The following is a 22,894-nucleotide window of genomic DNA, read 5'->3' as shown; positions in this document are numbered from 1 at the left end:
AAGGACCAAACGCACCCGAAACCCGACGATCTAAACCATCTTCGCCCGAGGCAACTTTGAAACCTTATCCACCCGATCGGGCCCTGTCAAACCCGGTTCTAGACCGATGTTCAACTAGACTTCGACACTCTCGAGAGAGCTTCGCACCCAGTCCGAGGACTGGCGGTTGGAGTCTTGCTTGCTCCTCCGCATCCCACTGAAGTGAGGGGAGAAGGTGTCCCGCTTGAGGAAGGTTAGCAGCTATCTGAAGCGACAAGCACTTCAACCAGCGGCCCGTTTCCGTTCCTTTGGGGTGACAAGAGAAAACAATACGTGTCGATCCCGTTTCCGGCAAATCTCGACCGCATCCCGGGCGTGTCGCGCGACACCTGCCGCCTAGACACAGCCAAGTCCGCAGAAACGGCTCGTCCCCTCCCGAGTACAGGAGGGGACGAGCCGTGTCTGCGGGGCCAGCCGGCATCGCACTAGATCCGGGCGCGCGCCGGGTTGATCAGCGAGCCGAGGCCTTCGATGGCGATCTCGACCGTCGATCCCTCGGTGAACGGGCCGACGCCCGCCGGGGTCCCCGTCAGGATGATGTCGCCGGGGAGGAGCGTGAAGACATCGCTGACGTAGGCGACGAGTTCAGGAATCTTGTGGATCATCTGCATCGTCGACTCGCTCTGCAGCAGCTCGCCGTCGACTCGCGACTGGATCTTGAGGTCGCTCCAGTCCAGCTCGGTCTCGATGTACGGGCCGATCGGGCAGAAGGTGTCGTAGCTCTTGCCGCGGGTCCACTGTCCGTCCGACTGCTGCGGACCGCGGGCCGTCACGTCGTTGGCGATCGTGTAGCCGAAGACCACGTCGGCGTAGTCCTCCGCCTTGACACGCTTGGCGACGGCGCCGATCACGATGGCCAGCTCGCCCTCCAGGTGGATCTCGCCTTCGACCGGCGGGATCTGGATCGGGTCGCCGGGGCCGACCACGGTGGTGTTGGGCTTCAGGAACATCACCGGGAACTCCGGCGCCTCCTGGCCCATCTCGTCGGCGTGGTCGTAGTAGTTCAGCCCGATGCCGACGACCTTGGAGCGCGGGATCACCGGCGCGAGGATCTTCGTGCTGCGTAGGGGCACGCGCTCCCCCGTCGTCTCGTAGCCGGCGTACATGGGGTCTCCGGCGAGGACGACGAGGTCCTCGCCGTCGACGACGCCGAAGCGGGGGTCTTCACCAGGACTAGCAAAACGCGCGATCTTCACGCCCCGAGCCTATCCCGGCACTACAGGACGCCGTCGCTCCACGGGTCGGGGTTGCCGAAGCGGTGTGCGGTGACGGCGACGGCCTGCTCCCGGAGGAAGGGCAGGAGCTCGAGGCGGGGCGCTGCCGTGACCGGCTGGGCGTACACGGCGACGGACGGGTCGCCGGCGAGGGCGACGTGGACCGCGGCGACAGCGGTGGCCGGACCCACGAGCCGCAGGCGCGTCGCACCGAGCGCACCCCGCGACAGCAGGTCGGCGAACTCCGTGTCGGCGGCAGGCGCCGACAGCCTCGACCCGAGCGCCTCGACGACCGACGCCGGGAGCTCGACCGCCGAGCTGACCTCGACCGGCGCCCCCGCGCGGAGTGCGGCGCACAGCACGCGCGCGAAGTCGGCCACGGAGCCGCCTTCGGCGAGCCGCACGGCCACGGGGAGGGGGCGGTAGCGGAACACGTTGCGCTCGAGGCCGACCCCGGACACGTCGACGGCGGCGCCGAAGGACGAACGCCAGGCGTGCTCGTCGGCGGTGGCCGCCGCCCGGAGTTCCTGCGCCCCGAACGCCTCGACGATCTGCCGCACGGCGGGCATCAGGTCGACAGGCGCCGGCTCTGTCAGGAGCGCCGGCCGCCACGAGCCGAGGTGCACCAGGTAGTTCGGGCCGCCGGCCTTTGCTCCGGCGCCGACCGTGGAGCGCTTCCAGCCGCCGAATGGCTGGCGGCGCACGATGGCCCCGGTGATGCCGCGGTTGACGTAGAGGTTGCCGGCCTCGACGCCCTCGGCCCAGGTGGCCAGCTCGTCGCTGTCGAGCGTGTGGATGCCCGCGGTGAGCCCGAAGTCGGTGGCGTTCTGCAGCTCGATGGCCTCGTCGAGGGTCGCCGCCGTCATGATGCCGAGCACCGGCCCGAAGTACTCGGTGCGGTGGAACGGGCTGCCCGGTGCGACCCCGGTGCGGATGCCCGGCGACCACAGGCGGCCGGAGTCGTCGAGGCGACGCGGCTCGACGAGCCACTTCTCGCCCGGCGACAGCACCGTGAGGGCATCGAGCAGCTTGCCCGCGGCGGGTTCGACCAGGGGCCCCATCTGCGTCGTCGGGTCATCGGGCAGCCCCGCCCGAAGGCTCGAGGCGGCGTCGACGAGCTGGCGCAGGAAGCGCTCCGACGTCGCCACCGACCCGACCAGAATGGCCAGGCTCGCCGCCGAGCACTTCTGCCCCGCGTGCCCGAACGCCGACTTGACGACGTCGGAGGCCGCGATGTCGAGATCGGCGCTCGGCGTCACGACGATCGCGTTCTTGCCGCTCGTCTCGGCCAGCAGCGGCAGGTCGTGCCGCCACGAGCGGAACAGCTCGGCCGTCTCGAAGGCCCCGGTCAGGATCACGCGATCGACCTCCGGGTGCGACACCAGCTGACGCCCGAGGTCGCCCTCGTCGATGTCGACGAGGCGAAGCACGTCGCGCGGCACCCCCGCCGCCCACAGCGCCTCGACGAGAACGGCGCCGCAGCGCTTCGCCTGCCCGGCCGGCTTGATGATGACCGAGCCGCCCGCAGCGAGCCCCGCCAGGGTGGACCCCGTCGGGATCGCCACCGGGAAGTTCCACGGCGGTGTGACGACCACGAGAGCAGGGGGCAGGAACTCGGCCCCGTCGACGAGGTCGAGCTCTTCGGCGAGACCCGCGTAGTAGTTCGCGAAGTCGATGGCCTCCGACACCTCGACATCGCCCTCGGCGATGGTCTTGCCCGTCTCGCTTGCGGCGACCTCGATCAGGTCGGCGCGACGGCGACCCAGCTCGACGGCGCAGCGGCGCAGCACCTCGGCTCGGCCGGTCCCGCCCAGAGCGGCCCAGGAGGGCGCGGCGGCGACCGCTCCCCGGACGACCGACTCGAGCGTCGCGGAATCGATGATCCGTGCCGCGTCGATGGTCGCGACGCCGAGCTCGGACGACGGGACAGCGGCGAGGATCGCCCGGCCCCAGTCGCGGTTCGCGGTGAGTGCCGGGTCGGTGTCGGGCTCGTTGTGGAAGGTCTGACGCACGGCGAGCTGCTCGGTCGGCCTCGACTGCAGCCGGTGTGGCGCGGGCACCTCGTCTGTCGCTGCGCCGAGTGCCGCCAGGAAGCGATTCTTCTCGCGCTCGAAGAGGGCCTCGCTCGTGGCCAGCTCGAACACGGCCGACATGAAGTTGTCATGCGAGGCGTTCTCTTCGAGGCGGCGGATCAGGTAGCTGATGGCGACGTCGAACTCGCGCGGGTGCACCACCGGCGTGTAGAGGAGGAGCCCGCCGACGTCGGCCTTGACCAGCTCGGCCTGCCCCTCGGCCATGCCGAGCAGCATCTCGAACTCGACCCGATGGGCGACGCCGCGCTCGACGGAGAGCAGGTGGGCGAAGGCGATGTCGAAGAGGTTGTGCCCCGCGACGCCGAGGCGGACGGCGCGGGTGCGATCCTGCGTCATGGACCAGGAGAGCACCCTCTTGTAGTTGGCATCGCTGTCGAGCTTCGTGCCGTACGTCGCGAGCGGCCAGTCGTGGACGGCGGCGTCGACGAGCTCCATGGCGAGGTTCGCGCCCTTCACGACCCGCACCTTCACCGCCGCGCCGCCCGAGTCGACGCGTGTCGTGGCCCAGGCCGAGAGCCGCTGCATCGCGGCGAGCGCGTCGGGCAGGTAGGTCTGGAGCACGATGCCGGCCTCGAGCGAGTGCAGCTGCGGCTGGTCGAGCAGGCGCATGAAGACGGCGAGCGTCAGGTCGAGGTCGCGGTACTCCTCCATGTCGAGGTTGATGAACTTGGGCGATGGCGACTGCGCCGCGATCTCGTACAGAGGCGTGAGCCGCTCGACGACGCGCTCGACCGTCTCGTCGAAGGCCCACATCGACAGCTGGCTCACGATCGACGACACCTTGATCGACACGTAGTCGACGTCGGGCCGCTCGAGCAGCGCCTTCGTCCCGGCCAGCCGGTGCTCGGCCTCGCGGTCGCCGAGCACGGCTTCCCCCAGCAGGTTGAGGTTGAGGCGGGTGCCATCGGCCTTGAGCGCCGCGATCGCCCTGCCGAGCCGCTCGGGCCTCGCGTCGGCGATGAGGTGGCCGACCATCGAGCGCAGCACGCGCCGGGCGACGGGTACGACCACTCTCGGCGCGGCGGGTGCGAGCAGGCCTCCTGCGCGGACGGCCACCCTCATGTACCAGGGCAGGAACTCCGGTGCCCGCCTGGCCAGGTCGGCCAGGTTGCGTGCCGCTACCGAGAGGTCCTCGGGGCGCACGACCCGATCGACGAAGCCGATCGTGAACGCCAGCCCGGCCTCGTCGCGAAGGACCTCGGCGAGCAGCTCGGCCGAGCGAGTGCTCGGCGACGAGCTCGACTCGTGGACCCAGCGATGCGCGAGCGCGACCGCTGCTTCGCCCAGGTGGGTCGGGACGGGGGTGCTGAGGGACTCGTCAATGTCGGACACGCGGCAAGGATAGGAGCAAAACTTGCCGCTCGGCAAGGTCTGTAACGAGTTATTCACACGTGGGGAAATCCGCTCATAGAAATTCCACTGATGCTGATATATTGTCGGCCACCACCGCGGGGCGACCACGATCTGGAGGCACTGATGACGATCATCGAGGCGCGAGGACTGACCAAGCGCTACAAATCCAAGTCCGGGCCCGTCCACGCCCTCGACGGACTCGACCTGTCGGTGCCGCGGGGCACGGTCAAGGCGCTGCTCGGCCCCAACGGAGCGGGCAAGACCACCACGGTGAAGGTGCTCACCACGCTCACGCGTCCCGACGAAGGCAGCGCGACCATCGCCGGCATCGACGTGCTCGCCGATCCACGCGCCACCCGGCGGGTCATCGGCGTCTCGGGCCAGTACGCCGCCGTCGACGAGAACCTCACGGGCTTCGAGAACCTGGACATGATCGGCCGCCTCTACCACCTCGGGCGAGCCGAGTCGCAGCGGCGAGCGCGCGAGCTCGTCGACATGTTCGACCTGACCGCCGCCGGCGACCGGCCGGTCAAGGGCTTCTCGGGCGGCATGCGGAGGCGCATCGACCTCGCTGGCGCGCTCGTCACGAACCCGGAGGTGCTCTTTCTCGACGAGCCGACCACCGGACTCGACCCGCGGTCGCGCCTGTCGCTCTGGGGCATCATCACCGACCTGGTGAAGGAGGGGACGACCGTCCTGCTCACCACGCAGTACCTCGAGGAGGCCGACCAGCTCGCCGACGACATCTCCGTCATCGACGGCGGCCGGGTCATCGCCGAGGGCACGTCCGATCAGCTCAAGGAGCAGGTCGGCGGCCACCGCGTCGTCGTCTCGCTGATGACCTCCGATGCGAGAGAGGAGGCCGTCCGCATCCTCACCCGATACGGCGACGGCGAGCCCGTCGTCTCGAGCGACGGCCGCACCGTCGACGTCGGCGTGACGAACGGCCCGCAGTCGCTGCAGAGCGTGCTGGCCGACCTCGAGGCATCGGGCATCGAGCTCCACGACGCCGGCATGCGGCGCCCGACCCTCGACGACGTGTTCCTGCGCCTGACCGGCCGGAGCACCGAGGTCAACGCAGGCGATCCCGACGAGACCGCCGGCCCCTCGGGCACGAAGCCGAAGAAGCCTAAGAAGCCGAAGCGTTCGAAGGAGAAGGCAGCGTGACCGCCGTCATCGCCCCCGGCAGCCCCCGCGTCGCACCCGCGACAGGGGTGGCCAGCTGGTTCTCGGACGGCTGGGCCGTCACCAAGCGCAACCTCATCAAGATCAAGCGCTCCCCCGACATGCTGATCTTCGCCGTTCTGCAGCCGATCATGTTCGTGCTGCTCTTCAGCCAGGTCTACGGCGGGGCGATCGCCGTCAAGGGCACGGACTACACGCAGTTCCTGATGGCGGGCATCTTCGCCCAGACCGTCGTCTTCGGAGCGACGTTCTCGGGGTCGGCGATGGCCAACGACCTCAAGAACGGCATCATCGACCGCTTTCGCACCCTGCCGATGTCGTCGTCGGCCGTTCTGATCGGGCGGACGAACTCCGACCTCGTGCTCAACGGGATCTCGATGGTGATCATGATGGCGACCGGGTTCGCCGTAGGCTGGCGGGTGAACGGCACGCCGCTCGAGTTCCTTGCCGGCGTCGGGCTGCTGCTGCTCTTCAGCTACGCGTTCAGCTGGGTGATGGCCCTGCTCGGCATGAGCGTGAAGTCGCCCGAGACGATCAACAACGCCTCGTTCATGATCCTGTTCCCGTTGACCTTCGTCTCGAACGCCTTCGTGCCGAGCGACACGCTGCCCACCGCGCTGCGCATCTTCGCGGAGTGGAACCCGGTGTCATCGCTCGTGCAGACGGCGCGCGAGCTGTTCGGCAACGAGGGCTCCACCCCGACCCCCGACGTGTGGACGCAGCAGCACTCGCTGGCCACCGTGCTCATCGGGATCGCGGTGATGCTCGTCGTGTTCGTGCCGTGGTGCATCCGACGGTACGAGTCGATCAGCTCGCGGTGAGCGCGGCACCGGCGAGCGCCGCCTCTAGCGTTCGGCCACGAGCCGGTCGAGCTCGTCGAGCGGGACCGTCACGATCGTGACGATCACGAGCCGCATCGCCTCGGCGACCTTGACGGCGTCCCGGTCGTAGAGCCACTGCAGCTGCAGGCCGTCCTGCACGGCGAGAACGACTCGGGCCGCTGTCTCCGCCGTGAAACCAGGCGCGAGCAGGCCGCGCTCTTCGGCGACCTCGAGGTACTGCGTCGTCGAGGCGATGATCCGCTCGTAGAAATCGGCGTAGTAGTCGTGCGCCGGGTGCTCGGGAGACGTCGATTCGGCCGACGCAGTATTGAAGAGCTGGATGACGCCGGGCACGCCGACGTTGTACTCGGCGAGCTCGACCAGCTCGCCGAGCCGCATTCCTCCCGGATCGTCGAAATGCGTGCGAAGGCGCTCGTCGCGGCGACGGAGGACGGCCAGCAGCAGGGCGTCCTTCGTCGGGAAGTAGTGCATCAGCGACTGGTGCGAGACGCCGCACTGCCGCGCGATCTCGCGGAGCGACGCCCCGTGAAAGCCGGACTGCCCGAACACGGGCAGCGCCGCGTCGAGGATCGCCTCGCGCTTCGCCACGCCCTTGGCATAGCTGCCGCGGCGGGTGGCGACGCGCTCGTCGTCTGCGGTCGTCTCGATGCTCACGACACCGACGATACGGGAGGTCGGCGTGAGTAGGCTCTGCCGGGTGAAGCCCGTCGACCCTGCGACCGGTGCGGTTCGCAGCAGATCCCGGCGCCGATGAACTGGTCGCTGCTGCGCCGCCCGGCTTTCCGAGCGCTCTGGTGGGGCCGGCTCCTGTCGTGGGTCGGCAGCGGTGTCGGGCCGGTGGCGATCGTGTTCGCCGCTATCGACCTGGGTGCCGGAGTCACGGTGCTCGGCATCGTGATCGCGTGCCGGTCCATCCCGAACGTCCTTCTCGTGCTGTTCGGCGGAGCGGTGGCCGACCGGGCACCGAAGTGGGCGGTGGCGGTGACGGCCTCCGCCGTGTCGGCGGCCTCGCTCGCCGCGCCGGCGCTGCTTCTCGCGACCGGCGACGCCAGCCTGCCGCTGCTCGCCGGAGCCGCGGCCGTGAGCGGCGCCGGCTCGGCGTTCTTCGCTCCGGCCACGGGGGCGCTGCTCCGCGACGTCGTCGAGGCCGAGCAGCTCCGCGACGCGACGATCCTCAACCGGCTCGGCATGAACATCGGCCTCGTCGCAGGCACGGCCCTCGGCGGCGAGCTGGTCGACATGCTCTCGCCCGAGATCGCGCTGGCGGTGGGGTCTCTGCTCTTCACGGCCGCCATCCCCGTCTTCGCGGGCCTCCCCCGGCGAGCGCTGGGAGCGATCCGCGGCGGCTCGTTCGCGCACGACCTCCGCGAGGGCATCGCGTTCGTCCTCCGCACCCGCTGGCTGCGCTCGACGCTGGCTCTCCTCTTCGTCGCCCAGTTCGCCTTCGCCGGGGGCGTGCAGGTGCTCGGCCCTTTTGCCGCCGACGCCTCGTTCGGCCGGTCGCTGTGGGGCTTCGCCGGAGCCGTCCAGACCGTCGGCCTCGTCGTGGGAGCAGTGGTGGCCGGCAACCTGCGCGGCCGGCTGCGTCTGGCCACCGCGACCCTCGGCGTCGCCGGCATGGCGCTCCCCCTCGGAGTCCTCGCGCTCATCCTGACGGTCGACCCGGTCGTGATCGACCCGCTGCACTGGTTCTTCTGGCTGAGCGTCGCGTTGGCCGGCGCGAGCATCGGGCTCGAGATCTTCACCGTCCCGCTCGACGTGATGATCCAGCGCCAGGTGCCCCGCCCGTACCTGGCCCGCGCCTACGCCTGCCTCACGCTCGCCTCGCTGGCGGGAATGCCCGTCGGCGAGCTCGTGGTCGGCCCGGTCGTCGGCCTGATCGGCGCACCGCTCACTCTCTGCGGTCTCGGCACCCTCGTGCTCCTGGCGGCAGCCGCGGTCGCCGTGAGCCCGCGGGTGCGCCGGCTCGACCGCTCGAAGGCTTAGAGCAGGAACTGCCCGCCGACCCGCAGCCGCCCTCCGAGCGCACGGCATCCACGCCGTCAGACCGAGAAGCCGCCGTTGCTCGTGATGAGCTGCCCCGACACCCAGGCCCCCTGCGGCGACAGCAGGAAGCGCACCAGGTCGGCCGTGTCGGACGGCCGTCCGAGGCGGCCGGTGGGCTGGCGGGCGGTGAGGGCCTCCCTCGTCTCGTCGTCCATCCACCCGGTGTCGATCGGGCCGGGGTTGAGCGCGTTGGACGAGATGCCGAGGTGCCCGAGCTCGCGCGCCGCGGCGATGACGATGCGATCGAGGGCGCCCTTGCTCGAGCCGTACGGCATGTTGTCGACGACGTGGTCGCTGGTGAGGGCGACGATTCGCCCGCCGGGGCCGGTCACCTGCTCGGCGAAGCCCTTGATCAGCAGCCACGCCGCCCGGACGTTCACGGCGAAGTGGCGGTCGAACGCCTCGACGGTCGTGTCCAGGATCCCGGAGTCGACGCTCTCGGAGTGCGACAGCACGATCGCGTCGATCGGCGCGAGGGCGGCGGCCGCCCGGTCGACCAGCGTCGACGCGTCTGCGGCATCGGCGAGGTCGGCTTCCATGACGACGGCCCGGCGGCCGAGCGCCTCGATGTCGGCGACCAGGGCGGGGACATCATCCGGCCGGGAGCCCCAGCGCATCCGCTCCTCGTAGGCGGCGTTGGTCACCAGCACGAGGTCCCAGCCGTCTTCGGCCAGGCCCAGCGCTGTCGCGGCGGCGATGTTCTCGCGGCGGCCGGCGCCGGTGAGCAGGACTGTTCGGGACGTCTTCGTCATGCCGCCATCCTGCCAGGCCGCCATCCTGCCAGGCTGCCTGACTACCGGCGGCGAGGGCTCAGCGGCGGCGCTTGCGCGACGGGCGCGGCACGAACTTGCGGGGCTTCGCCGCCGGTCGAGGCGCTCGCGCGGGCTTCGCCGGAGCCGGCTCCTCGACGGGGGCGCGGTCGCGCGAGCTGTTCGCGGTGCGGCCTCGCACGACGCCGATGAAGTCGCCCATGGCGTCCGACTGGTCGCCCTCCGGCCAGACGAGGGCGATGGTCGTCGGCGGAAGCCCGTCGACCTGCCGGTTCACGGCACCCTTGCGACCGTAGAGACGAGCGAGCGACTGGGGCATCACGGCGACGCCCGTGCCGGTCGCGACGACGCCCACCGCCTGGTCGAGGTCGAGGGTCGGGTCGAGGTCGAACCGGGTCTCGCCCTCGAGATCGGCGAGCGCGACGAGCTTGTCGTCGGCGAGGACGTGCTCGCGGGGCAGCACGACGAACGGGAGCTCCTCGTAGAGGGGGATGGCATGCAGGCCGGAGCCCCGGAGCGGAAGGCGGGCGAAGGCCATGTCGGCCTGGCCCTCGGTCAGGGCCGTCTCGAGTTCCTGCGCCGTTGCAGCGATCAGGACGAGCGGGACGTCGGGGTAGCGCTCTTCCCAGATGCGCGACCACTTGCCGAGGGTCACCCCTGGCACGAACGCGATACGGAGCTCCACGCCCGAAAGGCTACCCTGGGGCAATGACCACCGAGAACAGCGATCAGCCGGACACCGCTCAGACGGCTCCGACCACGAAGTCGCGCGCGTCGCAGACCATGAAGCCCTTCACCGCCGCCAAGAAGCTCGGAGTGCACCTGCCGGCGACGCCCCAGGAGTTCCAGGACGCCCCGGTGACCCGCGAGCAGTTCGCCGATCTGCAGAGCGACCCGCCGGAGTGGCTCGTCGAGCTGCGCCGTACCGGGCCGCACCCTCGCCCCGAGGTCGCTCGCAAGCTCGGAATCACCATCTCGGGCCTGGCCCGCGGCGGCGTCGAAGACGCCCTCACCACCGACGAGATCCAGGCGCTGCTCGAGGAGATGCCGTTCTGGCTCTCTCAGGAACGCTACAACCTCGCGCAGGTGCGCGACGAGGAGATCCGCATCCGCCAGCGCGACGAAGAGCGTGCGGCGAAGCGAGCGGCCGAGGGCGAGTAGCCCCGCGGCTCTCCTCGGGAGATCGGCGCCCCCCGGGTCCTGAAGGTCGGCGCCTCGGGCATGTCTCACGTTGTCATGGCGTCCGTTAGTCTGTGGCCGTGAGTCAGTACGCGCTGGCCGTCGATATCGGCGGCACCAAGGTCGAGTCCGCCCTCGTCGACGCCGACGGGCAGCTGCTCGACGGCAGCCGAGATCGTCGCCCGACGGGGCACGGGTCGACGTCCGACGAGCTCGCGGATGCGGTCAGAGCCGTCGTCGCGCACGCGCTCGCGGCCCTGCCCGAGGGCGCCGTGATCCTCGGCACGGGCATCGGCAGCGCCGGCCCGGTCGATCTCGCCGCCGGAACGGTCTCGCCCATCAACCTCCCGGCCTGGCGCGGCTACCCCATCGTCGAGCTGGTCGCCTCGCTCGTCGGGCCGGGCGCTCCGGTCACCCTCCGCCTCGACGGGGTCAGCCTCGCCCTCGCCGAGCACTGGGTCGGCGCCACGCAGGGCATCGACAACGCCCTCGCCATCACCGTGTCGACAGGCGTCGGCGGCGGCCTCATCGTCAACGGCCGCCTGCTCTCGGGCGGCACCGGCAACGCGGGTCACATCGGCCAGCTGCAGGTGCGCACGCGCCCCGAGGGCGAGTCGTCGGAGTCGGTCACCCTCGAAGTGCTCGCGTCCGGCCCGCACACCGTGAGATGGGCGCAGGAACTCGGGTGGTCGGGTTCCCGAGGCGAAGACCTGGCCCGAGACTATGCGGCCGGCGTCGAGCTGGCCGTCGCCGCCGTGCGCCGCTCCGCCACCGCGCTCGGCGAGGCCATCACGTCGGTGACGACGCTGCTCGACCTCGATGTCGTGGCCGTCGGCGGCGGGTTCTCTCGGGTCAGCCCCGACTACCTCGACCTCGTGCGCGCCGTGATCGACGAGGCCGCGTACAACCCGTACGCCACGCGGATCCGGGTCGTCCGTTCGGGTCTCTCCGACGAGAGCCCGCTCATCGGGGCGGCCGCTCTCGTGCACCAGGCCCACCTGCTCGGCTAGTCCACAGCTCGGCAGCGTGCGCCCCCGAGCCCCGTCACATCTTGGGTTCGGCGCGTTTCTGGCGTGCGAATTCTGCGGGATTCTCATCGCCGTTCCAGACGGTGATGATGCCCCAGGCGACGGCGGCGATCGGCACCGCGAGGACGGCGCCCACGATTCCGCCGATGATCGTGCCGGCCGTCAGGGCGATCAGGACGACCAGCGGGTGCAGCGACAGCGAGCGCGCCATGACGACCGGCTGGAGGAAGTTGCCCTCGAGCTGGTTGACCGCGACGACGATGATCACGACGATCACGGCGGGCCAGAAGCCAGCGGCGACGAGGGCCACGAGCGCGGCCAGGACGCCGGCGACGGTCGCGCCGACGAGCGGGATGAACGCCGAGAGGAAGACGATGACCGACAGCGGCAGGGCCAGCGGGATCTGCAGCGCGAAGAGGCCGATGCCGATTCCGATGGCGTCGACCAGAGCGACCGTGGCAGTGCCGCGGACGTAGCCGCCGAACGTGGAGACCGTCTTCTGGCCGACCCGCTGAGCACGCTCGAACTGCTCGCCCGTGAAGGGACGCTCGAGGAAGGCCCAGATCTTCGGGCCGTCTTTCATGAAGAAGAACAGCACGACGACGAAGAGAGCCAGCCCCGTGACGAAGCTCGTCGCGGCCGAGACGCCCGCGAAGGCGCCGCTGGTGAACGTGCTGCTCTGGACGAAGTCGACCAGGGAGTCGAGCGCCGTCTGGATCTGCTTGTCGCTGATGTGGAAGGGGCCGTTCTTGGCGAAGTCCTGCAGCTGGGCGATGCCCTGGGTCGCCGAGTCGACGAGCTCCCCCACCTGGTTCTGGATCGCGTTCACGATGAGCCAGACGACGAGGCCGAGCACCACGACGATCGCGACGAGGGCGATCCAGGTCGCGAGGATCGAGGGGACGCCGTGGCGGCGCATGAGGTCGAGCAGCGGGTACATGGCCGACGCGATGATGAGCGCCAGGATCACCGGGATGACGACCAGGCTGAGCTGTGTCATCGCGAAGACGAGGCCGGCGGCGACGATCACCACCAGGATGATCTGGAGGCTGCGGGTCGCGAGTCGGCCGAACGCGTCGGACCAGATGGTGCGCTGCGCCGACCATGTCAGGGCACGCTGCTTGTCGAGGGGTTCGGGTGGCCGTGTGTCTTCGGCCCCGCTGCGGCGCGGAAGGATTGCATCGAAAAGGCCCACGTGGTCTTCTGCTTTCGTCGTCGTCCGGTAACCGTACCGGCGGTCGCCGACGGCCGCCCGGACCTACTTCTTCTTGCTCGACTTGGTCGGAGTCGGAGTCGGCGTCGGGGTCGGCGTCGCCGTCGCGGTGTCGGTGTAGCTGTTGCCGGCCGCGGTCACGATGAAGTTGCTGAACTCCTCGTTCGTGAACGGCGTCGTGTACTTGTACTGCTGGCCGTTGACGAGGACGGTCGGCGTACCGGCGACCTTCTTCACGTCGGTGCCGTCGAGCGGGCCGGTGAGCGCCTGCTGCGTCGCGGTCAGGACCCACGGCGCGTACGTCTGATCGGTGACGCACTTCTGGATCTTGTCGGTGTCGGTGATACCGGAGACGCCCTTGATCAGGGTGACGAGCTGCGCGTTCGTCAGCCCCGCGGTCTGCTCTTCAGGCTGGCGGTCGAACATCGCCGTGTTGAAGTCGAAGAAGGAGTCGGGCGAGTACGTCGCTACGCAGGCTGCCGACGCGGCTGCACGCTGGGAGTACTTGGTGCCGAGCGACGAGTTCGTCAGGATGGCGATCGGATGGTACTCGACGGTCGCGGCGCCCGACTGCACCAGGCCCTTGATGTAGTCGTTGTTGGCCTTCTCGAAGCCTCCGCAGACGGGGCAGAGGTAGTCGAGGTAGATGGAGATCTTCACCGTGTCGGCGCTTCCGGCGGTCGCTGTCGACGTGGGATCGGCCGACGCCGACGTCGTGGTCGAATCGCCCGAGACGAGCTTCAGCCCCTTGCCGATGGTGATGCCGTTGCCGGCCATGTTGCGCGGGTTCGTCGCCGCATCGGGAACGGAGCTGACGACTGCGTAGCCGACGCCGACGATGAGCGCGACCACGACGACCGCGACGCCGGCGATGAGGGCCCAGCGGCCCCGTCGCGCTCGGGCCTTCTGCCGAGCTCGGGCCAGCCGTGCCTTCTCGCGTGCCACCTGGCGGCGGTCGCCGCGCGAGGGTCGACCGGATCCGGAAGGCGAGCCGTTGTCGTTGTCAGTCATGGAACAGGTTCTCCGAGCGCGGCCGAGAAGCGGCGACGCAGATGCTGGGGATCGACGAGCGATCAGTGAACAGCCGTCGAGGGAATGGCCGGACGAGGCCGACATCCTCCAGGTTATGAGGATCCGCTGGGAAAAGTCCAAGCGGCGACGAGGGGCGAATTCGTTCTACCCCCGTCCGGGGGGTGTACGGGACGGTTCGGACTGCCATAATGAGCGAGGCCATCACCGTGGATTGCCTCGGTGATAGTCATCCATTCACAACGGATCGTCCGGCACGTACCTGCCGGTGAAGGAGAAACATCATGGCGTCAGTGACGTTCGAAAAAGCAACCCGCCTCTACCCGGGCTCGACCCGCGCTGCAGTCGACCAGATCGACCTGCAGGTCGCCGATGGCGAGTTCCTCGTGCTCGTCGGCCCCTCGGGTTGCGGCAAGTCCACCACCCTCCGCATGCTCGCCGGCCTCGAAGAGGTCAACTCGGGCGACATCTTCATCGGCGACCGCAACGTCACCGACGTGCCGCCGAAAGACCGCGACATCGCGATGGTGTTCCAGAACTACGCGCTGTACCCGCACATGACCGTCGCCGAGAACATGGGCTTCGCGCTCAAGATCGCCGGCGTCGGCAAGGACGAGCGCGCGACCCGCGTCCTCGAGGCCGCCAAGCTCCTCGACCTCGAGCCCTACCTGGCCCGCAAGCCGAAGGCCCTCTCGGGTGGTCAGCGTCAGCGCGTCGCCATGGGCCGCGCCATCGTGCGTCAGCCCCAGGTCTTCCTCATGGACGAGCCGCTGTCGAACCTCGACGCCAAGCTCCGCGTCCAGACGCGCACGCAGATCGCGTCCCTCCAGCGCCGTCTCGGCGTCACCACGGTCTACGTCACGCACGACCAGACCGAGGCGCTCACCATGGGCGACCGCATCGCCGTCCTGAAAGACGGAGTCCTCCAGCAGGTCGGCACCCCCCGCGACCTGTACGAGAAGCCCGACAACGTGTTCGTCGCCGGCTTCATCGGCTCGCCCGCGATGAACCTGCTTCCGGCCGACATCGTCGACGGCGGCGTCCAGTTCGGAACGAGCGTCGCATCCGTCGAGCGCGACATCCTGTCGCAGGCCACGCAGAAGAACGTCACCGTGGGCGTCCGCCCCGAGGACGTCGTCGTCTCGACCACGGGCGAGGGCCTGAAGGTCGCCGTCGACGTCGTCGAAGAGCTGGGTGCCGACGGCTACCTCTACGGTCACGCCGACGTCAACGGCCAGCGCGCCGACATCGTCGCCCGCGTGGACGGCCGCTCGCACGCCAGCGCCGGCGACACTGTCTACATCACCCCGCAGGCACACCACCTGCACGTCTTCGACACCGAGTCGGGCCTCCGCCTCGGCGACAAGGCAGTCGTCTCCGCGTAATCTCGCTTCACCGCATGGCCCGTCGTCGCCGACCTTCATCGGCACCGGCGGGCCTTGCTCGTTTCCCCTCGAACGGACCCCCGTGACCTCGCTCAACATCACCTCGGCCACCGCCGACCCGGCTCTCCTCGACCTCCCCTGGGACCTCCCCCTCGACGTCTGGCCCGAAGACGCCATCGCCACCCTGCCCAAGGGCATCTCGCGGCACCTGGTGCGCTTCGCGTACCTGAGCGGCTACGTGATCGCCATCAAGGAGACGTCGGGCGAGATGGCCCGCGGCGAGTACGAGATGCTCCGCACGCTGCAGCGCCTCGACATCCCGTGCGTCGACCCGCTCGCCGTCATCACGAACCGTCGCGATGGAGACGGCAACGAGCTCAACCCCGTGCTCGTCACGCGCCACCTCAAGTTCTCGCTCCCCTACCGCGCGCTCTACTCGCAGAGGCTCCGCCCCGACACGGCGGCCCGCCTTGTCGACGCGCTGGCGCTGCTGCTCGTGCGGCTGCACGTCATCGGCTTCTACTGGGGCGACGTCTCGCTCTCCAACACGCTCTTCCGCCGCGACGCCGGCGCCTTCGCCGCCTACCTCGTCGACGCCGAGACCGGCAAGCTCTACCCCGGCGGCCTCTCGAACGGCCAGCGCGAGAACGACCTCGAGGTCGCGCGCGTCAACATCGCCGGCGAGCTGCTCGACCTCGAGGCGGGCGACCGTCTCGACGAAGACCTCGACGCCGTCGAGGTGTCGAACGGCATCGTCGCCAAGTACCGCAGCCTCTGGGTCGAGCTGACGGGCACGGAGACGTTCTCGAACTCCGAGCGCTGGCGCATCAACGACCGCGTCGAGCGCCTGAACGACCTCGGCTTCGACATCGAGGAGCTCGCCATCAAGACCACCGAGGGCGGCACGCAGGTGCGGATCCAGCCCAAGGTCGTCGACGCCGGGCACCACTCGCGGCGCCTGCTCCGGCTCACCGGGCTCGACGCCCAAGAGAACCAGGCCCGCCGCCTGCTGAACGACCTCGACTCGTACCGCTCGAAGAACAACCGCGCCGAGCTCGATGAAGAGATGGTGGCGCACGAGTGGGCCGCCCGCGTCTTCGAGCCGGTCATCCGGTCGATCCCGCGCGACCTGCGCGGGCGCCTGGAGCCGGCCGAGATCTTCCACCAGCTGCTCGAGCACCGCTGGTACCAGTCGCAGGCCGAGAACCGCGACGTGCCGATCGCCGAGGCGCTGACCTCCTACGTCAACGACGTGCTGCGGCACCGCCGCGACGAGCAGATGGTGATCGCGCCGCCGACGGGCGCCATCACCCTCCCCGTGGCCATCCAGGAAGAGAACGCGCAGGCTGCCGAGGCCGAGGAGGACTGGCGCAGCAAGGTCTGAGGGCGCAGGAACTCGCCCCCGCCCCGAAATTCACGGAGTCTCTCGGCCGGCCGCTAGCCCGGTCGGCACGACCGGCCCGGCGCAGGCAGAATCTCCGTGAATGTACGGGGCTACTTGCGTTCGGCCCGCAGATTGCTGATCTCGTAGAGGGTGACGCTGGCGGCGATACCGGCGTTGAGGCTCTCGGCCGCAGCGGTGATCGGCACGGACACGATGGCGTCGCAGGTCTCGGTGACGATGCGCGACAGACCTTTGCCCTCCGAGCCGACGACGATGACGAGGGGCTGATCGGCGAGCTCGAGCCCGGGGAGCTGCACGTCGCCGCCGCCGTCGAGGCCGAGCACGAACACGCCCGCCTCTTTGAACGACTTCAGGGTCTGCGTGAGGTTCGACGCCATGGCCACCGGGACGCGGGCAGCGGCACCCGCCGACGTCTTCCACGCCGACGCGGTCACTCCGACGCTGCGGCGCTGGGGCACGATGACGGCCTGACCGCCGAACGCCGCGACGGAGCGGATGATCGCGCCGAGGTTGCGCGGGTCGGTGATGCCGTCGAGCGCGACGAACAGCGGCTTCTGACCGCGGCGACGCGTCTGCTCGAGCAGCTCCATCGGGTGCGCGTACTCGTAAGGCGGCACCTTGAGCGCGAGACCCTGGTGCACCGAGTCGGGGCCGGTGAGGCGGTCGAGCTCCGGGCGCATGACCTCCAGCACGGGGATGCCGCGACGGGTGGCCAGCGTCAGCACCTCCTTGACGCGGTCGTCCATCTCGAGGCGGGCGGCGATGTAGAGCGTCGACGCCGGGATGCGCGCGCGCAGGGCCTCGAGCACCGAGTTGCGGCCGGTCACGATCTCGCTGTCGTCGGAGGCCTTCTTCGAGCGCGGCGGAACGGTGCGGTCGACGGCGGTCCGGGCCGTGCGGATCGGACGCTCAGCCTGGCTGCCGGCCTTGCCGCGGGCGGAGGCCAGGCGATCCTGCGCCGCCTTGCGCTTTCCGGCGGGGTGGTACGGACGGTCTTCGGCCTTCGGCGTGGGCTTCTTGCCCTCGAGGGCCTGGCGACCCTGGCCGCCGGACCCGACCTGCTTGCCCTTGCCGCCCTGGCGGACGGCGCCCGGGCGACCCTTGCGCTCACCTGACGTGTTCTTCATTGTTCAAGACTCCAATGCGACCCCGAGGGGCTGTCTTCGATCGTGATGCCCGCAGCGGCCAGGTCGGCTCGAATGCGGTCGGCGTTCGCGAAATCCTTGGCGGCCCGGGCGCTGTTGCGAGCCTCGAGCAGCTTGTCGACCAGGGTGGCCAGCGCGGTGTGCGCGGCGCCCTCGTCGGACCCCCTCCACTCGGGAGCGTACGGGTCGAGCCCGAGGACCTCCACCATGGCACGGGTGTGCTGCCATTCGCGCGCGGCGGTGTCGAGGTCGTCGTCGTCGAGGGCCGCGTTGCCGCGGCGGACGCTGTCGTGCAGGGCGCCGAGGGCCTGGGGCACGTTGAGGTCGTCGTCCATGGCCTCGGCGAAGGCGTCGGACACGACCCGGCTGCCGACTCCGACGAAGCGGGTGCCGGCCAGGCGGCGACCGGCCCGGCCGAGGAACACCTCGACGCGGTCGAGTGCGGCCTCGGCCTCTTCGAGGGCGCCGTCGTGGTAGTCGATCGTCGAGCGGTAGTGCGCCGCGGCGAGGAAGTAGCGGACGACGATGGGGCGCGCCATGGCCAGGAACTCCGATGCGAAGATCGAGTTGCCCAGCGACTTCGACATCTTCTGGCCGTCGACGTTCACGAGGCCGTTGTGCATCCAGTGGTGCGCGAAGTCGTCGCCCGCGGCCGTCGACTGCGCCAGCTCGTTCTCGTGGTGCGGGAAGCGCAGGTCGAGCCCGCCACCGTGGATGTCGAATGCGGCGCCCAGGTAGCGCTTCGACATGGCGGAGCACTCGATGTGCCAGCCCGGGCGGCCCGGGCCCCACGGCGACTCCCAGCTCGCCGACTCGGGCTCGCCGGCCTTGGTGCCCTTCCAGAGCGCGAAGTCGCGCGGGTCGCGCTTGCCGCGCGGATCGGCGTCGGTCGCCGACACCATGTCGTCGAGCTTCTGATTGGTCAGTGCGCCGTAGGTCGGCCACGAGACCGTGTCGAAGTAGACGTCGCCCGAGCCGTCGGGCGCCGGGTAGGCATGGCCTCGCTCGATGAGAGTCGCGACGATGGCCTGCATCTCGGAGACGCTCGCCGTCGCGCGCGGCTCGTAGGTCGGCGGCAGGATGCCCAGCGCCGTGTAGCCGGCGGTGAACTCGAGCTCGTAGCGGTAGGCGCGCGCCCACCACTCCTCCGCGGTGTCGGCGGCGAGGTTCAGGATCTTGTCGTCGATGTCGGTCACGTTGCGCACCAGCGTGACGCGCAGCCCGCGGTAGGTGAACCAGCGGCGCCACAGGTCGTAGACGAGAGCCGAGCGGAGGTGGCCGATGTGCGGCGACGACTGCACCGTCGGGCCGCAGACGTACAGGCCCACTTCACCGTCGACGAGCGGGACGAAGTCGGTGATCGACTGCGCGCGGGAATCGTAGAGGCGAATGGTCACCGCCACAGCCTAATCGGCGTGCGGCTCGCGAGTCAGCGCCGGCAAGCCGAGCCAGCGCCGGCATGGACCGCTCAGCGGGCGGCGACCTCGACGAGCGCCGTCGCGATGACGGTCACGCCCTCGCCGCGGCCGGTGAACCCGAGGCCGTCGGTCGTCGTCGCCGAGACCGAGACGGGAGCGCCGACGATCGCGGTGAGCGCCGCCTCCATCTCCATGCGGCGAGCGGCGAGGCGCGGGCGATTGCCGACGACCTGCACCGACACGTTCACGATCCGGGCTCCGGCCTCGGCGAGCAGCTCGAGCGTGCCCTCCAGGAAGACGGCGCCCGACGCACCGGCGTAGCGCGGGTCGGCCGTTCCGAACCGCGACCCGATATCGCCCAGCCGGGCTGCCGACAGGATCGCGTCGACCATGGCGTGCGCGACCGCGTCGCCGTCGCTGTGCCCCGCCAGCCCGGGCTCGCCCGGCCAGTCGAGCGTGCCGAGGCGAAGCGTCTGGTCGGCGTCGAAACCATGGACGTCGATCCCCACCCCCACACGGTGCTCGACAGGGGCATCGGGCGCAGGAACCGCACTGCCCCCGGCGAGCATCTCGGCTCGCTGCAAGTCCCACGGCGTCGTGATCTTGAACGCGTCGTGCGAGCCCTCGACGACGACGACGTCGTGCCCGGCGGCGGAGAAGAGGGCCGCGTCGTCGGTGTGGTCGACCTCCGCTTCGGCGTACGCGGCGTCGAGCGCCGCCCGCGGGAAGCCCTGAGGCGTCTGCATCGCGACGAGCTCCGACCGGTCGACGGTCTCGGCGACGAGGCCCGAGGATGTGATGCGCTTGATCGTGTCGCTGACGGGGAGCCCGGGAACGACGCCCCCACCCGTCTGCTCGACCATCAGGGCGACCGCCTCGAACTGGGCGGGCGGCGTGAAGCAGCGCGCTGAATCGTGAACCAGGACGGTGGTGACCGCGGGGGCGACGGCGGCGAGGCCGGCCGCCACGGAGGCCTGGCGGGAGGGGCCGCCCGCGACGACGGTGACGAGCGGGGCGGCGTGGCCGGCGGTGGTGGCGGCGAGTTCCTGCGCCCGGGTCGTCAGGCTCGGCGGGACGACGAGGACGATCTGGTACGGCACCGGGCACCGGAGGATGCCGCGGATCGACCACTCGAGGATCGTGCGGCCGGCGACCTCGACGAACGCCTTCGGGAGCCCCTGCGCCAGGCGGGTGCCGCTGCCGGCGGCGACGACGACGACCGCGCGGCTCGGAGCTTCGCCTACGATGCGAGGACCTCGTCGAGGACGGTCTCGGCCGCCGCCTCGTCGGTGTTCTCGGCCAGGGCGAGCTCGGACACCAGGATCTGCCGCGCCTTCGCGAGCATGCTCTTCTCGCCGGCGGAGAGGCCCTTGTCGTGGTCACGGCGCCACAGGTCGCGGACGACCTCGGAGACCTTGATCACGTCGCCGGAGGCCAGCTTCTCGACGTTCGCCTTGTAGCGACGCGACCAGTTCGTGGGCTCTTCGGTGAAGGGAGCGCGCAGCACGTCGAACACCTGCTCGACGCCCTCGCGGCCGATGACGTCGCGGACGCCCACCAGGTCGACGTTCTCGGCCGGGACCTCGATGACGAGGTCGCCCTGCGTGACCTTGAGGGTGAGGTACAGCTTCTCTGCGCCCTTGATGACGCGCGTCTTCACAGCCGTGATCTCTGCCGCACCGTGGTGCGGATAGACGACGGTCTCGCCGACCTCGAACTGCATGCTGGGGCTCCGTTCCGGTGGCCCAGATTACCATGCGGGCGCCCTACCAGACCCGCCCGTGACATCGACGAGGGCCGCTCTAGGCTAGGCTGGGAGAGCATTCGAAACCCGTTCTGGAGGAACCTGTGAGAGCACGCACCACGGCAGCCGTCGTCATTGCCGGAGCCGTGATGGTCCTCACCGCGGGCTGCAACTTCATCAGCCCCCAGGCCACCACCGAGCACTACGACGCGAGCGACGGGGTCAGCATCAACGTCGGCGACGTCGAGGTCCGCAACGCGATCGTGTTCACCGACAACGGCGACGAGGCCAGCCTCAGCGTCACGCTGCTCAACGAGGGCTCCTCCGACGCCAACGTGAAGATCCAGTACGAGTCGCTCGGGTCGCCGAAGACCGTGAGCGTCGACGTCCCGGCCGGCGAGACCGTCAGCCGCGGCACGCAGGGCGGTGACGAGCAGATCCTGATGAACGGCATCGGCGAGCAGGCCGGCTCCCTCCTCAAGGTCTACATCCAGTACGGCTCGTCCACCGGCAAAGACCTCAAGGTGCCCGTGCTCGACGGCTCGTTCGCCGAGTACGCGACGCTCCTCCCGTCGCCGGTCGCGACCAATGACGTCGTGCCGACCGACTCGGCGACGCCGACTCCGTAGCGATCAGCCCACCCCCCGCACTTCTCACGAAGGCCCCCACCTCGCGGTGGGGGCCTTCGTCCTCCTGCGCTGTGCGCGCTCAGATGATTGGGCGGGTGCCCGTCAGCTTCGGCGCGTCTCCGGAGACGCCCCGAAGCCGACGAACCCCCGCCGATAGCGGGACACGATCACTGAGCGAAGGGCGAGACGGCAGCGGTCTCGACGGCGGACACGTACGTGCCATCTTGGTCGACAAGGACGGTGACGGGCCGGCCCGTGCCTGTCATCGCATCAATTTCAGCGCGTGTCTGCAGCCCTCCAAGCGATTCGAGCTGCTGCAGGACGGGATCAGCCGCCTGCAATCCCCCTCCGGCCGTGGCCGACCGAGCACTTGTTGCCCCAGTGGCGAGCATCAGCCCGCACGTAGTAGCCGTGACTACAGCGGCCATGTATTTCTTCATGCATTTCTCCTAGCGTCGCCCCTACGGCGCTCAAAGAATACACATGTGAAACGTCAGGCCTCGATGCGATAGCCGAGACCGCGGACCGTCACGAGCGCCTTGGGCTCGGAGGGGACGGACTCGATCTTCGAGCGGATGCGCTTGATGTGCACGTCGAGGGTCTTGGTGTCGCCGAAGTAGTCGGACCCCCAGACGCGGTCGATGAGCTGACCGCGGGTCAGGACGCGGCCAGCGTTGCGCATGAGCAGCTCGAGGAGCTCGAACTCCTTCAGCGGCATGGCGATGTCCGTGCCGCGGACCGTGACGACGTGGCGCTCGACGTCCATCGAGATCTCGCCGGCGGTCAGGGTCGAGTCGCTCAGCTCCTCGAGGTCGACGCGGCGGCGAAGGACGGCCCGGATGCGAGCCAGCAGCTCGCGCGTCGAGTACGGCTTGGTGACGTAGTCGTCGGCGCCGAGCTCGAGCCCCACCACGATGTCGACCTCGCTGTCCTTGGCGGTCAGCATGACGATCGGCACCTGCGAGCGGTTGCGCAGCTCGCGGCAGACCTCGGTGCCCGGCAGTCCCGGCAGCATCAGGTCGAGCAGCACGAGGTCGGCGCCCTCCCGGTCGAACGCCGCGAGCGCCTTGGGGCCGTCGTCGGCGACCGTGATCTGGTAGCCCTCACGCTCCAGGATGAACGCGAGGGGCTCGCTCAGGGATTCTTCGTCTTCGACGATCAGGATGTGGGTGGGCAT

21 protein-coding genes are annotated in these 22,894 nt (G+C 69.8%); 8 read left to right on the top strand and 13 right to left on the bottom strand.

The genetic code is table 11. The annotated features are described in order from the left end of the window. Window positions 1-464: 464 nt before the first annotated feature. Window positions 465-1,235, bottom strand: coding sequence for a fumarylacetoacetate hydrolase family protein (locus EDF46_RS14975; RefSeq protein ID WP_123507087.1), 771 nt, complete (start codon window positions 1,233-1,235; stop codon window positions 465-467). A 20-nt stretch (window positions 1,236-1,255) separates the two neighbouring features. Beyond that, window positions 1,256-4,678 carry a bifunctional proline dehydrogenase/L-glutamate gamma-semialdehyde dehydrogenase gene (locus tag EDF46_RS14970; protein WP_233580052.1) on the bottom strand — a complete coding sequence of 1,141 codons (3,423 nt, stop codon included), beginning with the start codon at window positions 4,676-4,678 and terminating at the stop codon, window positions 1,256-1,258. 144 nt (window positions 4,679-4,822) lie between these two features. On the opposite strand from EDF46_RS14970, the gene EDF46_RS14965 reads away from it, so the two are divergent. Together EDF46_RS14965 and EDF46_RS14960 are read left to right on the top strand one after the other, a co-directional pair. Next, window positions 4,823-5,866, top strand: a complete 1,044-nt coding sequence (locus tag EDF46_RS14965) for an ATP-binding cassette domain-containing protein (protein ID WP_123507085.1) — start codon at window positions 4,823-4,825, stop codon at window positions 5,864-5,866. Then, window positions 5,863-6,705 carry an ABC transporter permease gene (locus tag EDF46_RS14960; protein WP_123507084.1) on the top strand — a complete coding sequence of 281 codons (843 nt, stop codon included), beginning with the start codon at window positions 5,863-5,865 and terminating at the stop codon, window positions 6,703-6,705. The genes EDF46_RS14965 and EDF46_RS14960 overlap by 4 nt, the downstream gene beginning before the upstream one ends. A gap of 24 nt (window positions 6,706-6,729) precedes the next feature. Here the strand turns inward: EDF46_RS14960 and EDF46_RS14955 are convergent, their stop codons facing one another. Next, window positions 6,730-7,380, bottom strand: a complete 651-nt coding sequence (locus EDF46_RS14955) for a TetR/AcrR family transcriptional regulator (protein WP_158614269.1) — start codon at window positions 7,378-7,380, stop codon at window positions 6,730-6,732. A gap of 96 nt (window positions 7,381-7,476) precedes the next feature. Between EDF46_RS14955 and EDF46_RS14950 the strand changes: the two genes are divergently transcribed. Next, window positions 7,477-8,712 (top strand): MFS transporter, encoded by a 1,236-nt coding sequence (locus tag EDF46_RS14950; RefSeq protein ID WP_123507083.1) that lies wholly within the window; start codon window positions 7,477-7,479, stop codon window positions 8,710-8,712. 56 nt (window positions 8,713-8,768) lie between these two features. On the opposite strand, the gene EDF46_RS14945 is transcribed toward EDF46_RS14950, so the two are convergent. Together EDF46_RS14945 and EDF46_RS14940 are read right to left on the bottom strand one after the other, a co-directional pair. Then, a complete protein-coding gene (locus tag EDF46_RS14945; RefSeq protein ID WP_123507082.1) occupies window positions 8,769-9,524 on the bottom strand; it encodes an SDR family oxidoreductase in 756 nt (251 codons plus the stop codon). Between the two features lie 58 nt (window positions 9,525-9,582). Then, the gene (locus EDF46_RS14940; protein ID WP_158614268.1) at window positions 9,583-10,227 is read right to left on the bottom strand and encodes a LysR family substrate-binding domain-containing protein; all 645 of its coding nucleotides are present in this window, start codon (window positions 10,225-10,227) and stop codon (window positions 9,583-9,585) included. 98 nt (window positions 10,228-10,325) lie between these two features. Here EDF46_RS14940 and EDF46_RS14935 point away from each other — a divergent pair, with 98 nt between their 5' ends. Together EDF46_RS14935 and EDF46_RS14930 are read left to right on the top strand one after the other, a co-directional pair. Then, window positions 10,326-10,703, top strand: a complete 378-nt coding sequence (locus tag EDF46_RS14935; protein ID WP_199738294.1) for a DUF5997 family protein — start codon at window positions 10,326-10,328, stop codon at window positions 10,701-10,703. Window positions 10,704-10,801: 98 nt separating this feature from the next. After that, a complete protein-coding gene (locus EDF46_RS14930; protein WP_123507130.1) occupies window positions 10,802-11,731 on the top strand; it encodes an ROK family protein in 930 nt (309 codons plus the stop codon). Between the two features lie 34 nt (window positions 11,732-11,765). Here EDF46_RS14930 and EDF46_RS14925 read toward each other — a convergent pair whose 3' ends face one another. Together EDF46_RS14925 and EDF46_RS14920 are read right to left on the bottom strand one after the other, a co-directional pair. Then, a complete protein-coding gene (locus EDF46_RS14925) occupies window positions 11,766-12,944 on the bottom strand; it encodes an AI-2E family transporter (protein ID WP_233580051.1) in 1,179 nt (392 codons plus the stop codon). 63 nt (window positions 12,945-13,007) lie between these two features. Beyond that, window positions 13,008-13,973 carry a thioredoxin domain-containing protein gene (locus EDF46_RS14920; protein ID WP_158614267.1) on the bottom strand — a complete coding sequence of 322 codons (966 nt, stop codon included), beginning with the start codon at window positions 13,971-13,973 and terminating at the stop codon, window positions 13,008-13,010. Between the two features lie 302 nt (window positions 13,974-14,275). Between EDF46_RS14920 and EDF46_RS14915 the strand changes: the two genes are divergently transcribed. After that, window positions 14,276-15,376, top strand: a complete 1,101-nt coding sequence (locus EDF46_RS14915; protein ID WP_123507078.1) for an ABC transporter ATP-binding protein — start codon at window positions 14,276-14,278, stop codon at window positions 15,374-15,376. 82 nt (window positions 15,377-15,458) lie between these two features. Then, the gene (locus EDF46_RS14910; protein ID WP_123507077.1) at window positions 15,459-16,760 is read left to right on the top strand and encodes a DUF4032 domain-containing protein; all 1,302 of its coding nucleotides are present in this window, start codon (window positions 15,459-15,461) and stop codon (window positions 16,758-16,760) included. Window positions 16,761-16,870: 110 nt separating this feature from the next. Here the strand turns inward: EDF46_RS14910 and rlmB are convergent, their stop codons facing one another. From rlmB to EDF46_RS14890, 4 genes are all read right to left on the bottom strand, one after another. Next, window positions 16,871-17,908: a 23S rRNA (guanosine(2251)-2'-O)-methyltransferase RlmB gene (rlmB, locus tag EDF46_RS14905; protein WP_123507076.1), complete on the bottom strand. Its 1,038-nt coding sequence runs from the start codon at window positions 17,906-17,908 to the stop codon at window positions 16,871-16,873. Next, window positions 17,905-19,323 carry a cysteine--tRNA ligase gene (gene cysS / locus EDF46_RS14900; protein WP_123507075.1) on the bottom strand — a complete coding sequence of 473 codons (1,419 nt, stop codon included), beginning with the start codon at window positions 19,321-19,323 and terminating at the stop codon, window positions 17,905-17,907. The genes rlmB and cysS overlap by 4 nt, the downstream gene beginning before the upstream one ends. Window positions 19,324-19,394: 71 nt before the next feature. Further along, window positions 19,395-20,591, bottom strand: coding sequence for a 2-C-methyl-D-erythritol 4-phosphate cytidylyltransferase (gene ispD, locus EDF46_RS14895; RefSeq protein ID WP_123507074.1), 1,197 nt, complete (start codon window positions 20,589-20,591; stop codon window positions 19,395-19,397). Continuing rightward, entirely contained in the window at window positions 20,585-21,067 is a 483-nt protein-coding gene (locus EDF46_RS14890) for a CarD family transcriptional regulator (RefSeq protein ID WP_123507073.1), read from the bottom strand. Before EDF46_RS14890 ends, ispD begins: the two co-directional genes overlap by 7 nt. Window positions 21,068-21,192: 125 nt before the next feature. On the opposite strand from EDF46_RS14890, the gene EDF46_RS14885 reads away from it, so the two are divergent. Further along, window positions 21,193-21,717, top strand: coding sequence for a hypothetical protein (locus EDF46_RS14885; RefSeq protein ID WP_123507072.1), 525 nt, complete (start codon window positions 21,193-21,195; stop codon window positions 21,715-21,717). 167 nt (window positions 21,718-21,884) lie between these two features. Here the strand turns inward: EDF46_RS14885 and EDF46_RS18050 are convergent, their stop codons facing one another. Then, window positions 21,885-22,157 carry a hypothetical protein gene (locus EDF46_RS18050; protein WP_148061229.1) on the bottom strand — a complete coding sequence of 91 codons (273 nt, stop codon included), beginning with the start codon at window positions 22,155-22,157 and terminating at the stop codon, window positions 21,885-21,887. A 53-nt stretch (window positions 22,158-22,210) separates the two neighbouring features. Continuing rightward, complete coding sequence (locus EDF46_RS14880; RefSeq protein ID WP_123507071.1) at window positions 22,211-22,894, bottom strand: response regulator transcription factor; 684 nt, start codon at window positions 22,892-22,894, stop codon at window positions 22,211-22,213.

Origin of the sequence: Frondihabitans sp. PhB188 (genome assembly GCF_003752365.1) — a bacterium.
Classification (GTDB): domain Bacteria; phylum Actinomycetota; class Actinomycetes; order Actinomycetales; family Microbacteriaceae; genus Frondihabitans.
The sequence above is the reverse complement of the archived record's forward strand: the minus strand, read 5'-3'. Positions and strand labels throughout refer to the sequence as shown.

Bases quoted from the DNA above. Each gene is read 5' to 3' on its own strand.
- EDF46_RS14880 (WP_123507071.1), bottom strand. From the start codon at position 22,894: ATGCCCACCCACATCCTGATCGTCGAAGACGAAGAATCCCTGAGCGAG.
- EDF46_RS14935 (WP_199738294.1), top strand. From the start codon at position 10,326: ATGAAGCCCTTCACCGCCGCCAAGAAGCTCGGAGTGCACCTGCCGGCG.
- EDF46_RS14950 (WP_123507083.1), top strand. From the start codon at position 7,477: ATGAACTGGTCGCTGCTGCGCCGCCCGGCTTTCCGAGCGCTCTGGTGG.
- EDF46_RS14915 (WP_123507078.1), top strand. From the start codon at position 14,276: ATGGCGTCAGTGACGTTCGAAAAAGCAACCCGCCTCTACCCGGGCTCG.
- EDF46_RS14945 (WP_123507082.1), bottom strand. From the start codon at position 9,524: ATGACGAAGACGTCCCGAACAGTCCTGCTCACCGGCGCCGGCCGCCGC.
- EDF46_RS18050 (WP_148061229.1), bottom strand. From the start codon at position 22,157: ATGAAGAAATACATGGCCGCTGTAGTCACGGCTACTACGTGCGGGCTG.
- EDF46_RS14890 (WP_123507073.1), bottom strand. From the start codon at position 21,067: ATGCAGTTCGAGGTCGGCGAGACCGTCGTCTATCCGCACCACGGTGCG.
- rlmB (WP_123507076.1), bottom strand. From the start codon at position 17,908: ATGAAGAACACGTCAGGTGAGCGCAAGGGTCGCCCGGGCGCCGTCCGC.
- EDF46_RS14965 (WP_123507085.1), top strand. From the start codon at position 4,823: ATGACGATCATCGAGGCGCGAGGACTGACCAAGCGCTACAAATCCAAG.
- EDF46_RS14920 (WP_158614267.1), bottom strand. From the start codon at position 13,973: ATGACTGACAACGACAACGGCTCGCCTTCCGGATCCGGTCGACCCTCG.